This is a genomic window from Flavobacteriales bacterium (genome assembly GCA_016124845.1).
In the GTDB taxonomy this organism is placed as follows: Bacteria; Bacteroidota; Bacteroidia; order UBA10329; family UBA10329; genus UBA10329.
Genome location: WGMW01000038.1, coordinates 99,099 through 116,326, shown reverse-complemented (window position 1 = coordinate 116,326; position 17,228 = coordinate 99,099). Strand labels below are relative to the sequence as shown.

Below are 17,228 nucleotides of genomic sequence, written 5' to 3'. Positions count from 1 at the left end.
TGCGCAAGAAGAAGCGGATGTGCCACGTATGTGGGAGAGAGCAACAGGATCTGCTTCACCATCAATCCAGAGCCTACTGCCAATTGCAGCAAGGTGGATGGAACCTGTGCCAATGGAAATCAGGCGTCAGCTTCTGTTACAGTAACAGGCGGAACGGCACCGTTCACCTATGCTTGGAGTAATGGAGCAACAACTGCCTCCATCCAAGATCTTACAGACGGAACCTATTCGGTAACAGTTACCGATGCCAACGGTTGTTCAGACAACTGTTCTGTGACCGTATCAACCGTACCATGCTGCAACGTCACCGATCCAGGTGAGGTGGCAGGAACACAGGAAGGTTGCGGACCATTCGACCCTGAGGCGTTCACGAATGTGACACCAGCAACAGGCGGTCTGGGCGATATCGTTTATCAATGGTATTCGAAGACAACAGAGACGGCCTGGATGCCGATCCCAGGAGCAAACGGGGAAACCTATGATGCTCCTTACACATCTGTGAACACGCAGTACAAGCGATGCGCCAAGCGTGCCAGCTGTCCTGAATTTGTGGTCTGTTCGGATGTGTTGGAGATCATCATTCACTCCGTGCCACAGGTCAACTGCACAAGCATCAGCGGTAACTGCAGCAACGGAAACGGTGCTTCTGCATCCGTAAATGTTCAAAGCGGAACTTCTCCATACACATACCTGTGGAGCAATGGAGGAACAACGCAGTCCATCGGCAACTTGGCCGAGGGAACGTATTCAGTTACCGTTACCGATTACTTCGGATGTACGGCTTCTTGCAGCGTAAATGTTACTGTTGAAGGGTGCTGTAATGTGACCGATGGCGGTCACATCGCTGGTGGTCAGGAAAACTGCGGTCCATTCGACCCAGCGGCCATCACTTCGGTTGCTCCAGCAACTGGTGGTATCGGTCCAGTAGAATATGTTTGGTTGTGGAACTCACAGAACGTTCCGATCAACAACGGAAACAACGGTTGGGTAGAGATTCCGAACAGCAATTCTGAGACCTTCGATCCTGGAATGCTGAGCGAAAGCCGCTGCTTCATCCGCTGTGCGAGAAACCAAGGTTGCACCACGTACATCGGTGAAAGCAACGTGATCTGCATGGTGGTGAACCCAGTTCCAGTTGCTACTTGCACTCCAGTAAATGGAGATTGCAACAACAGCAACTCAGCTTCCGCTTCTGTATCTGTTTCTGGCGGAACCTCACCTTACGGCTACCTGTGGAGCAATGGAGCAACAACTGCTTCTATCACAGGGTTGACCGATGGAACATACAGCGTGACGGTGACAGACGTGAAAGGTTGTACAACTGACTGTTCAACATCAGTTACCACAAACCCATGCTGCGATGTGACCGAACCAGGCGAGGTTGCTGGAAGCCAAAGTGGTTGTGGTGCGTTCGACCCAGATCCATTTACAAGTGTTGCACCAGCAACAGGAGGTTTGGGCGATATCGTTTATCAATGGTATCAGAAAGAGACCGAAACGGCCTGGATGCCGATTCCTGGTGCGAACGGAGAAACGTATGATCCAGGTGTGATCAGCGTGAACTCGCAGTTCAAGCGTTGCGCAAAACGAACAGGTTGTCCTGAATTTGAGGTCTGCTCGAATGTGCTTGAGATCACCATCCATGCGGCACCTTTGGCCACTTGCTCGAAAGTAGATGGCAACTGCAACAATGGAAACGTTGGTTCGGTATCTGTGACTGTTCAGGGTGGAACTTCCCCTTACACATATCTGTGGAACAATGGAGCAACAACTGCTTCTATCAACGGTCTGGCCGCTGGAACGTACAGCGTGACTGTCACGGATTTGAATGGATGTACGGCCACTTGCAGCAAAACGGTTGAAATCACTCCATGCTGCAATGTGACTAACGGAGGTCAGATCGCTGGTGGTCAGGAGAACTGCGGTCCATTCGATCCAGACCCGATCACATCGGCCTCATTGCCAACTGGCGGACTGGGAGACCTTGAATACGTGTGGTTGTGGAATACGCAGAACGTTCCGAACTACGGTAACAACGGTTGGGTGGAAATTCCGAACAGCAACTCACCGACATACGATCCAGGAATGATCACCGAGACACGCTGCTTCCTGCGTTGTTCAAGAAGAAGCGGATGTACGACCTACGTTGGCGAAAGCAACATCATCTGCTTTGTGGTGAACGATAGCCCAGTTGCTTCATGCTCATCTACCGATAGCGGTTGCAACGGTTCTGGAACAGGAACAGCAACGGTAAGCGTAACTGGTGGCGAAGCTCCTTACACGTATGCTTGGAGCAATGGCGGAACAACCGCTACCATTTCTGGTCTGATGGCTGGAAGCTACAGCGTAACTGTAACCGATGCCAACGGATGTACCGATAACTGCACTACTGTGGTTGGTGAACCAAGCGGATTGTCTGCTACATGCAACTCAACCAATGCATCTTGTAATGGCGAGAACGATGGTTCGTTGAGTGTGAATGCTGCTGGCGGAAGCGCTCCTTACACGTACTTGTGGAGCAACGGTGCTACAACTGCATCTGTTGATAATGTTGGTGCTGGTTCGTACTCAGTAACTGTTACGGATGCGAACGGATGTACTGCAACTTGTTCATCAACAGTTGGTGAGCCAAGCGCCATTTCAGCAACATGTACCAAGGTTGATGGCAACTGCCAGAACAATAACGAGGCTTCGGTTTCTGTAGCTGTGAGCGGTGGCGATGAGCCTTACACGTACGCTTGGAGCAATGGTGCGACCACAGCTTCTATCAGCGGTTTGGCTGAGGGAACTTACAGCGTAACGGTAACTGATGCCAACGGATGTACTGCAACTTGCAGCAAGACCGTTTCGGTTACTCCATGCTGCAATGTGACCAACGGAGGCGAGATCGCAGGCGGTGGCACAAACTGTGGGCCATTCGACCCGGATCCGATCACATCGGCCTCATTGCCAACGGGCGGATTGGGTGACCTTGAATACGTGTGGTTGTGGAATACACAGAACGTTCCGAACTACGGCAACAACGGCTGGGTGGAAATTCCGAACAGCAATTCACCTACGTATGATCCAGGTATGTTGACGGAAAGCCGTTGCTTCCTGCGTTGTTCAAGAAGAAGTGGATGTACGACCTATGTGGGCGAGAGCAATATCATTTGCTTCACCATCAATCCGCAACCAGTTGCAACCTGCTCTCCTGAAAACGGAAGCTGCAACAACGGAAACGTTTCTTCTGCTTCCGTATCGGTAAGTGGTGGAACGGAACCATACGCGTATCTATGGAGCAACGGAGCAACTACAGCTTCCATCAGCAACCTTGCTGATGGCACTTACAGCGTAACTGTTACGGATGCGAACGGATGCTCGGATGATTGTTCTGTATCTGTTGCCGCAACGCCATGCTGCAACGTAACGGAAGCTGGTGAGATCGCTGGTTCTCAGGAAAACTGTGGTCCATTCGATCCAGACCCGATCACTTCGGTTGCTCCAGCATCTGGTGGTATCGGACCAGTGGAATACGTCTGGTTGTGGAACACCGAAAACGTTCCGAACTACGGAAACAACGGTTGGGTCATGATTCCTGGCGCAACAGGTGAAACCTACGATCCAGGAATGTTGACAGAAAGCCGATGCTTCTTGCGATGCGCAAGAAACCAAGGTTGTGAGACCTACATCGGTGAAAGCAACATCATCTGCATCACCATCAATGAAGCGCCAGTTGTATCGTGCACTTCTACAAGTGGCGATTGCAACAACGGAAATACAGCTTCGGCCTCTGTGTCTGCAAGCGGTGGAACTGAACCATACACGTATCTGTGGAGTAATGGTGCCACAACAGCATCAATTGACAATTTGGCCACAGGAACGTACAGCGTAACGGTTACCGATGCCAACGGTTGTGAGGCTACATGCAGCACATCGGTTGAGACAACTGGTTGCTGCAATGTGACCGAACCAGGCGAGATCGGATACGATCAGGAGAACTGCGGACCATTGGATGTGGCTGAGTTGGTAAGCATTGCCGATCCATCAGGCGGTCTTGGAAACCTCGAGATCGTTTGGATCACACGTCAGGGAATGTCTGGCCCATGGCAGATGATTCCTGGAGCCAACGGATTGTCTTACGATCCAGGTGTGGTGAGTGTAACTACGCAGTTCAGAAGATGTGCAAGACGAGAAGGATGCAGTGATTATGTGGGCGAAAGCAACATCATCACCATCACCATCTTCCCTCAACCAGAAGTTGTTTGCAACCCAACACATGGCGATTGCAGCAACAACGGAATGGGTTCTGTATCATTGACCATTACTGGTGGAACAGCACCATTCACATATCTGTGGAGCAACGGTTCTACCAATGCGGGCATCAGCAACCTTACTGCTGGCGATTACAGCGTAACCGTTACGGATGCAAATGGCTGTTCAGCCGATTGTGCTGTCACCATCATGTCTGAGCCATGCTGCAACGTTACTGATGGTGGCGAGATCGCTGGTTCGCAAGAGAACTGCGGTCCGTTCGATCCAGACCCGATCACTTCGCTTGTTCCTGCAACAGGTGGTCTTGGACCAGTAGAATATGTATGGTTGTGGAACACCGAGAACGTACCGAACTACGGTAACAACGGTTGGGTGATGATCCCTGGTGCAAATGGCGAGACCTATGATCCAGGTATGCTGACTGAAAGCCGATGCTTCCTGCGATGTGCAAGAAACCAAGGCTGTGAGATGTACATGGGCGAAAGCAACATCATCTGCATCACCGTGAACCCAGTTCCAGAAGTATTCTGCTCTGAGGATGATGGTACATGTGCCAATGGAAGAGTGGCATCCGTATATGCTACGTCTTCTGGCGGAACAGAACCTTATGCATACCTGTGGAGCAATGGCGAGACCACGGCCAGTATCGACAGCTTGGCTGCGGGAACGTACAGCGTAACGGTAACGGATGCAAACGGCTGTGAAGCTACTTGCAGCAAGACCGTTGCTATTACAGAATGCTGTAATGTGACCGATGGTGGTGAGATCACAGGTTCGCAAGAGAACTGTGGCCCATTCGATCCAGGAGCGATCACTTCAGTTACGCCTGCATCAGGTGGTTTTGGAGATCTTGAATACGTGTGGTTGTGGAACACCGAGAACGTACCGAACTATGGAAACAACGGTTGGGTGATGATTCCTGGTGCCACAGGCGAGAGCTACGATCCAGGTATGCTGACTGAAAGCCGTTGCTTCTTGCGCTGTGCGCGAAGAAGTGGTTGTGAGATGTACATGGGCGAAAGCAACATCATCTGCATCACAATTAACCCAGTTCCTACGGTGGCCTGTACTCCAGTTGACGGAAACTGCGGCAATGGAAATGTGGCCTCTGCTTCTGTTAGCGCAAGCGGAGGAACAGCACCTTACGCATACCTGTGGAGCAACGGTGAGACCACGGCTTCAATCAGCAATCTGGCGGAAGGAACGTACAGCGTAACAGTAACGGATGCCAACGGTTGCAGTGCCGATTGTTCGACTTCGGTCTCGATCACGCCATGCTGTAACGTGACGGATGCTGGAGAGATCTCAGGTTCTCAGGAAAGCTGCGGTCCATTCGATCCGGATCCGATCACAAGTCTTGCTCCTGCAACAGGCGGTATCGGTCCAGTTGAATATGTATGGTTGTGGAACACAGAGAACGTTCCGAACTATGGAAACAATGGCTGGCAGGTGATTCCAGGTGCCAATGGCGAAAGCTATGATCCAGGCATGTTGACGGAAAGCCGTTGCTTCCTGCGATGTGCAAGAAACCAAGGTTGCGAAACCTATGTGGGCGAAAGCAACATCATCTGCATTACCATCTTCCCTGCACTTGAGGTCGAGTGTTCAAGCATCTCAGGCGATTGCGGAAATGGAAACGTGGCAAGTGCATCTGTAGATGTGCTGAATGGAACAGCTCCTTACACTTACGAGTGGAGCAATGGCGAAACCACTGCCATGATAGATAGTCTTGCAGAAGGAACGTACAGCGTAACAGTAACAGATGCAAACGGTTGTTCGGCAACATGCAGCGAAAGCGTGGTCATTACGCCATGCTGTAATGTGACCGATCCAGGTGAGATCGCTGGCGAACAGACAAACTGTACTGCCTTCGATCCGGATCCGATCACTTCGGTTGCTCCTGCAACAGGCGGCATCGGTCCAGTACAATACATGTGGCTGCAAGGAGATTGCAACACCGATCCGAACACATGGACTCCGATTCCAGGTGCAACGGGTGTTAGCTATGACCCAGGAATGTTGACCGAGACCACATGTTTCAGAAGATGTGCGCGCAATAGCGGTTGCGAGCCATGGATCGGTGAAAGCAACATCATTACCATCACGATTCAGAATGCATTGACAATTGAGTGTTCAAGCATCTCTGGAGACTGCGGAAACGGAAACGTGGCCAGCGCATCTGTTGATGTGATCGATGGAACAGCTCCATTCACTTACGATTGGAGCAATGGCGAGACTACTGCCGACATCACCGGTCTTGCAGAAGGTACTTACACCGTAACGGTGACCGATGCCAACGGATGTACGGCATCTTGCAGCGAAAGCGTGATCGTTACGCCATGCTGCAATGTGACCGATCCAGGTGAAATTGCTGGTGGCGGTTCAAACTGCGGTGCCTTCGATCCAGATCCGATCACTTCGGTTGCTCCAGCAACAGGCGGCATCGGCCCAGTTCAGTACATGTGGCTGCAAGGAGATTGCAACACCGATCCGAACACATGGACACCGATTCCAGGTGCAACAGGCGTTAGCTATGACCCAGGAATGTTGACGGAGACCACATGTTTCAGAAGATGTGCGCGCAACAGCGGTTGTGAGCCATGGATCGGTGAGAGTAATATCATCACCTTCACAGTTTACCCAGCTATTCAGCTTAGCTGCAATGGTTTGGATGGAAATTGCTCGAACGGAAACGTAGTAACAGCGGTTGCTCACGCTTCTGGCGGAACTGAGCCTTACACCATTTCTTGGAGCAATGGCGAAACCACGGCTATGATCGATAGCTTGGAGGCTGGAACGTACACGGTTACCGTAACTGATGTGAACGGTTGCGAGGCTACTTGCACAACCACGGTTTCTGTAACGCCTTGCTGCAACGTTACGGATGGTGGCGAGATCGCTGAAACGCAAGAGAACTGTGGTCCGTTCGACCCAGAGCCGATCGTAAGCGTAACGCCTGCAACAGGTGGTATCGGTCCAGTTGAGTATGCTTGGTACAGCGGTCCGTGCCCTGGCAACGACCCAACGATCGGTGAAACCGCAATTCCTGCTGGATTCACATTGATCGCTGGAGCAACAGGCGAGAGTTACGACCCTGGAATGGTGGAAGAGACCACTTGCTACATCCGTGTGGCGCGCAACCAAGGTTGTGAAGAGTGGATCGGTGAGAGCAACATTGTTTCGATCATCGTCAATCCAACGCCAGTTGCCCAATGTTCTTCTGAGAACGGAACATGCGAGAATGGAAACGTTGGTTCTGCAAGTGTAACCGTTAGCGGTGCCCCATCTCCATTCAGCTACGCTTGGAGCAATGGTGAAACCACGGCCAGCATTACAGGCCTTGCTGAAGGAACGTACAGCGTGGTTGTGACCGATGGTCACGGCTGTGTGGATTCATGCACAACTTCGGTTGAAGTGGTTCCATGCTGTAATGTGACCGATGGAGGTGAAATTGATGGTTCTCAGCAGAACTGCGGTCCGTTTGACCCAGATCCAATTGTGAGCGTTACACCAGCAACAGGTGGCATCGGTCCAGTTGAATATGCTTGGTACAGCGGTCCTTGTCAAGGAAATGACCCAACCATCGGAGAAACAGCAATCCCTGCTGGATTCACTCTTATTCCTGGTGCCACAGGCGAAAGCTACGATCCAGGATTGGTTGAAGAGACCACTTGCTACATCCGTGTGGCGCGTAATCACGGTTGTACTGACCGGGTTGGAGAAAGCAATATTGTCTCGATTGAGGTCGATCCAACGCCAGTTGTACAATGCAGTTCTGAGAACGGAACGTGTGAGAACGGAAACCTCGGTACTGCAAGTGTGACCGTGAGCGGTTCGCCATCTCCATTCAGCTATGCCTGGAGCAATGGTGGAACGGGAGCAAACATCACAGAACTTGCAGAAGGAACCTACTCAGTTGTGGTTACCGATGCTAACGGCTGTGTCGATTCGTGCAGCGTTCAAGTTGAGAATGTTGGTTGCTGCAACGTGACCGATGGTGGTCAAATTGATGGCTATCAAGAGAACTGCGGTCCATTCGATCCAGATCCGATCGTGAGCATTACTCCTGCAACAGGTGGCATCGGCCCGGTCGAGTACGCTTGGTACAGCGGCCCATGTCCTCCGAACGACCCAACGATCAATGCGCCTACTCAGGAAGCAATTCCTGCTGGATTCACATTGATCCCAGGTGCTGATGGCGAGAGCTATGATCCTGGAATGGTTACCGAGAACACCTGCTACATCCGAGTGGCGCGCAACCACGGTTGTACAGACTGGATCGGTGAAAGCAATATTGTGTCCATCACCATTCTGGATGCACCAGATGTGGAAGTGTTCATCTCTGGCGGAGCTAATCCGAGTTGTTCTGGCGATGTGGTTGAGCTCACAGCTCAGTCTGCAAGTGCTGTCAATGTGGAATGGTCAACGGGCGCAACTTCATCAAGCATTGAAGTAACAACCGCTGGAACTTATGTGGTGACCGTTTGGAACGAGTTCGGTTGTTCAAACATGGATAGCATCGACATCGACTTCTTCCCAACACCAGAGGTTGAGATCGAGGTTTCAGGAAACAACCCATTTTGTCAGGGAGACAGCGTCCTACTTACCGCTGTTTGTCAGGCTGGCGATGGTTACCAATGGAGCACAGGCTCAACGGGTACCAGCATTTGGGTAACGGAGGCTGGAACCTACGAAGTGGAAGTAGTTGACACCAACGGTTGTACAGCTTCTACTTCAGTAGATGTGGAAGTGTTCGAACTGCCGAATGTGGAGATCATGGTGGATGGAAACAATCCGCTTTGCGATGGCGACAGTGCGCTGCTGACAGCAGTTTCTCAGGGTGCGATGAGCTATGAGTGGAACAACGGTTCAACTTCAGAATCCATCTGGGTTTATGAGTCAGGAACGTACACCGTAACCGTGGTTGATGAAGGTGGCTGCGAGAACCATACTTCGGTCGAGATCGAGCAGGGACAAACTCCGCTTCTCGAGATCACGGGTGATACGGTAGCATGTGCTGGAAGCAGCATTGAGCTCACAGCTCAGTACGCTGGGGGCGAAGGAGTTCTTTGGTCAAATGGTTCCACCTCGCAAACCATTGTTGTAACGGAAGCAGGCGAGTACTGCGTCTCTACGGCATCTGTTGATGGTTGCGAAGCCTCCACTTGTATCAGCATCGACTTCTATACTGCGCCAGAAGTTGCGGTAGATGTAACGGCTGGTAACAACCCAATGTGTCCTGGTAGTGAGGTTGAATTGACAGCCACTTCGCAGAACGCGGTGAGCTACGTTTGGAGTACGCAAGAGACTTCATCAAGCATCACAGTATCTCAGGCTGGCTCTTACAGCGTGGAGATCACGGATGCCAACGGTTGTACTGCCGAAGGGTCGATAGAGGTTGAAGAAGGTCAAGTACCGCTTATCGAGATTACGGGTGGAACAGAGTTCTGTACGGGCGACAGCGTCATGCTGACAGCGCAGTATGCTGGTGGCGAAGGTGTTACTTGGTCAACAGGAGCAACCACTCAGAGCATTTGGGTGAGTGAAGCAGGACAATACTGTGCAACGACTGCATCCATCAACGGCTGCGAAGCTCATGCTTGCATCGAAGTAGAGGAAGCGGCCATTCCAGAAGTGAACGCTGGTCCAGACATCAATATCTGTGATGGTCAAAGCACAATGCTTACTGCAACTGGAGGCACTTCAGGAACCGTTTACACTTGGTATGTGGATGGTGAAGAGGTCGGAACCGGAGCATCCATTGTTGTGAGTCCTGGGGTAGGAATCACCGAATACGTGGTTGTCGCTTCGAACGAAAACTGTAGCATCTCAGACGAGGATCACATCAAAGTATATGTGTACGAATATCCGCTTGCAGGATTTGAGCGTGACCCAGCGGGTGATGTTCCATTCGGAAGCGATGTTCAGTTCACAGATACAACGCTCGGAAACGTTACCGATTGGCATTGGGACTTTGGAGATGGTCTGACAAGCATGTTGCAGAATCCGAACCATAACTACGCAGATCCAGGCTCATACTGGGTGACATTGATCGCATCGAACAATGGTTGTACAGACACGGCAACGGCTGGTCTCGAAGTGAAGGTGATCATCGATATTCCTAACGTGTTCACTCCGAACAACGATGGGGTCAATGATGTGATCTGGTTGCAAGGCACCGATCTGAACAACATCAGCATGACCATTTACAGTCGTTGGGGACACAGCGTGTATGCAAGCGAAGGCCGCGAGTTCATGTGGACAGGTAAGACGACCGAAGGCGTTGACTGCGAGGCCGGTACATACTACTATGTGATTCAGTTGGAGTACAAGGATGGTCACGTAAGTGAGCAGACAGGTTTCTTCACGCTGCTGCGGAACTGATTCCCACTTCTGAACTAATCAAGACGAAAGGGCTCCAAGAAATTGGAGCCCTTCGTTTTTAGAGAATTCATTGTTCGTGTCGATTGTCGTTAAAGCATGAATATCAATCGACTAACGGTGTCAGTCATTCGTTATATTGCATATTTTTGTTGTCTTGCCATTGAAATGGGCAAACCGGATACAACAGGTATCATTGACGTTATACTTACCATGAAAAAACTCTACTTTCTTTTTGTTCTGACCTTGGTGTCAATTGGTGTGGCAAATGCTCAGACCGTTACACAAACATGGACATCCCCCGTCAGTTCAACCAGTATCAATAATGTTGGTAATTATGGGACTACCCTTCCAGCGGTCACGTTCAGTCAGGGAATGTTCAGCCAAGGTTGTGTTATCTCTGATGTTGATGTTGTGATCAACTGGGCGAAGACAGCTGGTACATGTAGCTCTCCGACAGGTGGTGCTTCTTATCATGGTGAAACCAGCTATCGGGTAAACAGTCCTTTGGGCAATGAGATATTGGCGGTCCCCGGTACTTGGTCAGGAAATGCTACGACCAACTCTGTCACTACAACCTTTAGTCAGCAAGCGGCCAACATTCCTTCTGGAACTCCTGTAACGGGTACTTTTAGGCCCAATAACGGTAACCTGAATACATATAACGGGCAAACACCTTTTGGAAACTGGAGTTTGAGTGCTGGTGACAATGGCCCGAATGCGCCATTGTGTGTCACGTATTATCAGGTTAAGGTTACTACAGCGCCTGATAATACCAATCCAACATTCACGTCATTTCCGTCCAACATCACCTTGCCTGCGTCCAATGGGCAGTGTACCGCTCCAGTGTCTTGGACAACTCCGACTGCTTCAGACCAATGTGGGGTAACGGTCACTCAAATCGCAGGTCATGCAAATGGAGACGATTTTGCATTGGGTTCGACCACGGTCACCTATCGGGCAGAGGACACTTATGGCAATTTTGTCGATCAGTCGTTTACTGTGACCATTGTTGACACTCAGAATCCGACTATCAGTTGTCCCTCAGACCTTACTGCAAATGCTCCTTTGAACTCGTGTTCTGCTACAGTATCTTACACCACCCCAGCAGCGGCTGATAACTGCTACGCTACTGCATCGTTGCTTTCTGGATCCGCAAGCGGTTCCAGTTTTCCGGTTGGCGTAACAACCGTGGTCTGGCGTGCAACCGACCTGGCAAACAATACTGCCGACTGCTCATTTACCGTCACAGTTTTTGATATCGAAGATCCGCAGATCACATGCCCCAATAATATCAGTACCGTCTCTACTACTGGAAACTGTGGCGCGGTTATCAATTACACTACACCCGTAGGAACAGATAACTGCTCAGGTTCACAGACAATTCTTACTGGAGGATATGCCTCGGGATCCACGTTCCCTTCAGGAAACACTACGGTTACCTATCAAGTAGTTGATGCGTCAGGAAATACTGACAACTGTTCATTTACAGTTAATGTTGACCCAGTTCCAAACGGAGCATTGTCACTTTCCCCATCTCCTATATGTCAGGGAAGCCAAACAGACGTCACATTCACGTTCACCTCTGGTACACCACCTTTCAATGTCACGATCACGGATGGTATCAATACCTATAATGTCAATGGTGTTCAAAGTGGAGATTCTTATTCAGTTACTCCCCCAACAACTGTTACTTACAGCTACACAGCTATTCAAGATGCAACTGGTTGCGTGCGTACTTCAGGTTTTTTGGGTACTGCTCAGGTTGTGGTCACCCCTATTCCTGTGGTAACGTTCACGGGTCTCGATCCGGTGTATTGCGAGACCGAAGCTCCGGTAACGCTTACGGGTAGCCAAAATGGTGGTACGTTCTATAGTCTTGATGCGGCTCTCGCAATTTCCAATACAGGACCCGGTACTGCCACATTCAATCCCGCTGCGGCTGGCCCTACAGGTCCTTACAATATTACCTACACATTCACCGACATCAACAACTGTACTGATAGTCAAACACAGCAGGTTTCTGTTGATGAACAGCCTGCGCCAGATGCTGGTTCGGGAAGTTCTGAATGTGACCTGAACTACACATTTGCAGCACTTCCTTCAGTAGGTACTGGAACTTGGACTTTGGTGAGTGGTCCGGGAACACCTCTGTTCTCCAACATCAATAGCCCAACGTGTACGGTTCAAGTTTCCGCATACGGAACTTATGTGTTCCGCTGGACGGAGGTAAACGGCCAATGTTCCGACTATGATGAAGTTACGGTCAATTTTTACGAGGTGCCAACTCCAAATCCTGGTTTTGGTGGAGGCGAATGTGACCTTGATTTCCAATTTGGAGCAACACCAAGTGTGGGTACTGGAACTTGGACGGCTTCTGGCCCTGGAAGCGCAACCTACTCTCCTGATGCAAGTGAACCGAACGCAGTGGTCACGGTGGATACCTACGGAACATACGTATTCACATGGACCGAAGACAATAATGGATGTACCAACTCAGCCTCTATTTCGGTTCAGTTTGACGAATTGCCAGTTGCGGATGCCGGAAGTGGGGGAGATGAGTGCGATCTTAACTTTACATTCTCTGCCGTTCCATCTGTTGGAAATGGACTTTGGACCGCAAATGGACCAGGATTGGCAACATATTCAAGTGCCTCTGATCCAACAGGAACGGTAACCGTGAGCAACTATGGCACTTACACATTCACTTGGACCGAGACCAACGGCAACTGTTCCTCGGTAGATCAGATAACAGTTAACTTCTATGAGCAGCCGGTAGCAGATGCCGGAGCCGGGGGAAGCGAGTGCTATCTGGATCACACTTTCAGTGCCAACCCAAGTGTGGGCAACGGGCAATGGACTCAAATAAACGGACCTGGAACATCAACATTTGCAGACGATACCGATCCTACTACCTCCGTAACTGTCGATCAGTATGGAAGCTACACTTACACTTGGACAGAGACCAACGGTACCTGTTCCGATTCAGAAACAATTACTGTGGATTATTACGAGCAACCTGTGGCTGATGCAGGAACAGGAGGAGATGAATGTGATCTGAATTTCACATTCAATGGAACGGCCTCAGTAGGTGTGGGTCTTTGGACATCGACAGGCCCCGGAACAGCTACATTTACAAATGACCTTGATGTGAACACGGACGTTACAGTTTCGGCCTATGGCACCTATACGTTTACTTGGACCGAGATAAATGGGACATGTTCTGATGCTGCCTCGGTAACCGTGAACTTCTACGAGCAACCAGTTGCTGATGCAGGTGTTGGCGGTGATGAGTGCGATTTGAACTTCCTCCTTCAGGCAACGCCAAGTGTAGGAACAGGAGCTTGGGCGATGACATCAGGCCCGGGAAGTGCCACTTTCACCAACAGTTCTTCACCGATCACTACTGTAACAGTTGATACTTATGGAACCTACGATTTCACTTGGACCGAAACGAATGGGTCATGTTCAGATTCCCGCTCGGTCAGTGTAAACTTCTATGAGCAGCCTGTTGCTGATGCAGGAACAGGCGGTGACGAGTGTGACTTTGATTTTGTTTTCTCAGCCGTTCCTTCTGTTGGCAATGGCGTATGGACGGCAACAGGCCCAGGAACAGCCAGCTATGTTGATGATACTGACCCCACAACCACGGTTACAGTCTCTCAGTCCGGTACATATACCTTTACTTGGACGGAGACCAATGGAACCTGTGCCGATGACGATATTGTTGTTGTCAATTTCTACGATCAGCCAGTTGCAGATGCTGGTTTAGGAGGAGATGAGTGTGACCTGAATTTCGTTTTCAACGGAACGGCCAGCTACGGAACTGGTACTTGGACCTATAGTGGTCCCGGTAACGCATTCTTCGCTAATGCACACAGTGCTACGACAACGGTAACAGTTGATACTTACGGTTCGTACGATTTCACTTGGACGGAGGTGAACGGGCCATGTTCTGATAATGCTACAATTACCGTGAACTTCTACCAGCAGCCCATTGCAAATGCAGGTCAAGGGGGATCGGAATGCGATCTTGATTTCATTTTCGGAGCAACGCCTTCGGTTGGAAATGGAGTTTGGACCTATTCAGGACCGGGTACTGCGGTCTTCAGTCCTGCCGATACTGATCCCAATGCCACCGTTACCGTGGATGCGACAGGTTCTTACACCTTCACTTGGACGGAGGACAACAACGGATGTACCGATTCTGAAGACATCACAGTTGTGTTCAATCCGCTTCCGGTTGTTTCATTTACTGGACTTGCCGCCAACTACTGTATCGATCAGACCACGCCTGTGCCATTGACCGGAACACCAACCGGAGGTCAGTTCACCGGTTTGGGAATAAGCGGAAACAGTTTTGTTCCATCTGTTGCAGGAGTCGGAACAATCTTCATTACCTACACTTATACAGATGTGAATGGATGTACCGATTCGGAAACACAGAGTGTTGATGTAAATGGACTTCCGGTCGTTTCTTTCACAGGTCTTTCGGCCGAATATTGTGAAGATGATGCAGTTGCTTACACACTTACAGGCTCTCCTGTGGGAGGTAACTTCACAGGCCCCGGCACTTCTGCCAATACGTTTACGCCCGCGGATGCAGGAGCAGGAGTTCACACTATCGAGTATACATATACCGACCCATTCGGGTGTACCAGTTTCCAAGACCAATCAGTAACGATCAATCAGTTACCGGTGGTTTCATTCACAGGATTGGCCCCGGCCTACTGCGCAAATGCCTCCACGGTTCCGTTGATCGGTAGCCCAACGGGTGGAACTTTCAGCGGTACTGGAGTTCAAGGTAGTTCGTTCAACCCCGTTACTGCGGGAGTCGGGTCTCACACTGTTACTTACACCTACACGGACGGGAACGGATGTACAAACAGCCTCAGTCAGCAAGTTACGGTCAATCCAGTACCGCTTCCTGTCATCACACCAAGCGGTATCTCGGAGATATGTGCAGGAGACAATCTGGTGTTGGATGCGGGTTCGGGTTACGCGAACTATAGCTGGAGCAATACCACAAATGGTCAGACAACCACCGTTACAGCGGCAGGAAATTATAATGTTACTGTGACCACGTTCGAAGGATGTACGGCAACATCAGCTGCCGTTCAGGTGGTGGTAAACCAGCCGCCTGTGGTAGATCTTGGTAACGATACGACCATCTGTACAAACTCAGTTTTGACCTTGGATGCCGGTAACCCTGGCTCAACCTACTACTGGTCAACCACGGAAGTCTCTCAGACCATAAACGTGACAACTACGGCCGCTTACACGGTTCAGGTAACCGATGGTAATGGTTGCGTCGGTACAGATAATATCTCTGTTACCGTTGCCGGTCTGCTCGATCCGGTAATTGTGGCCAGTGGTCCTCTCAACTTCTGTTCTGGTGAATGCGTAACGCTTGATGTTGGTGCTGGCTATGCTACCTATCAATGGAGTACGAGTGACCAAGGACAGTCAATTACCGTCTGCAACTCGGATGAGATTGAAGTTACTGTTACAGATCAGTTTGGCTGTAATGGTTCAGATCAAGTGGTGGTGGCCACCATGCAGCTTCCAAATGCCGTTATTTCGCCAAGTGGCCCAATAGAGGTATGTAGTGGAGATTCGGTTACATTGAATGCTACCGCCAACTTCACCAATTACGTTTGGAGTCCTGGAACTCAGAATACTCCTTCGATCGTTGTAACTCAGTCGGGGTCATACTCGGTAACAGTTGAGGATCCAAATAACGGTTGTACGGCAACCTCCGATCCGGTTGAGGTTATCATCAACAGTTCGGTACCTCCGACAATTGTGGCGAGTGGCCCAACCGAGTTCTGTTTCGGAGAAAGTGTGAGCCTGTCTGTACAACCGGGGCCCTATAATTCTTACCTGTGGTGCAGTGGTTCTACCACTCCGTCAATTGTGGTGACGCAAACAGGAGATTATTGTGTAACGGTTCTCGATGCTAACGACTGTTTGGACAGTAGTCTTGTGGCTAATCCTTTGCATGTAGAGGTTTGGCATCCACAGCCTCAACCAGTTCAGCAGGGCGACAGCCTTCTTGTGCCGAATGATCCGTTTGCAAGCTATCAGTGGTTCCTGAATGGTGCTCCTATTGCTGGTGCAACGAACTATATTTATGTCCCAGCAAGCAGTGGAAATTACCGCGTTGAGGTAACGGACGATAACGGTTGTATAGCTACTTCTTATAATCTTGAGTTCACATTTACTGGAATCATGGATCTGGAGGCCAAGTATCAGGTAGAGGTCTACCCGAACCCCACGCTTGGTGAATTTGTGCTTCAGGCCAATTTCGGTGGTACTATGGATGTGACAATTACTCTATCAGATGTTGCAGGCCGAGACCTGCTTGCCCCTGAGTTTGTCTCATCGGTTTCTTCGCTTCGTAGAACCTTTGATATAGCGAGTATGAGTGGTGGAGTCTATTATGTGAAGATAGTTACAGATGAGGGGTCGGTAGTGAAACCGATCATGAAAGGGAACTGACAGATATTATTGAAGTAATGTAGGAACGGCCGGGAAGCACAGATTTCCCGGCCGTTTCTTGCTTTCAATCCTGCGCACGCGTCTTCCAATTT

2 protein-coding genes are annotated in these 17,228 nt (G+C 50.2%); both read left to right on the top strand.

The window, feature by feature from the left end; all coding sequences use genetic code 11:
• On the top strand, positions 1-10,638 hold a 10,638-nt coding region (locus GC178_13995), incomplete at its 5' end, for a T9SS type B sorting domain-containing protein (protein ID MBI1288677.1).
• Between the two features lie 96 nt (positions 10,639-10,734).
• Positions 10,735-17,136 carry an HYR domain-containing protein gene (locus GC178_13990; protein ID MBI1288676.1) on the top strand — a complete coding sequence of 2,134 codons (6,402 nt, stop codon included), beginning with the start codon at positions 10,735-10,737 and terminating at the stop codon, positions 17,134-17,136.
• Positions 17,137-17,228: the final 92 nt, after the last annotated feature.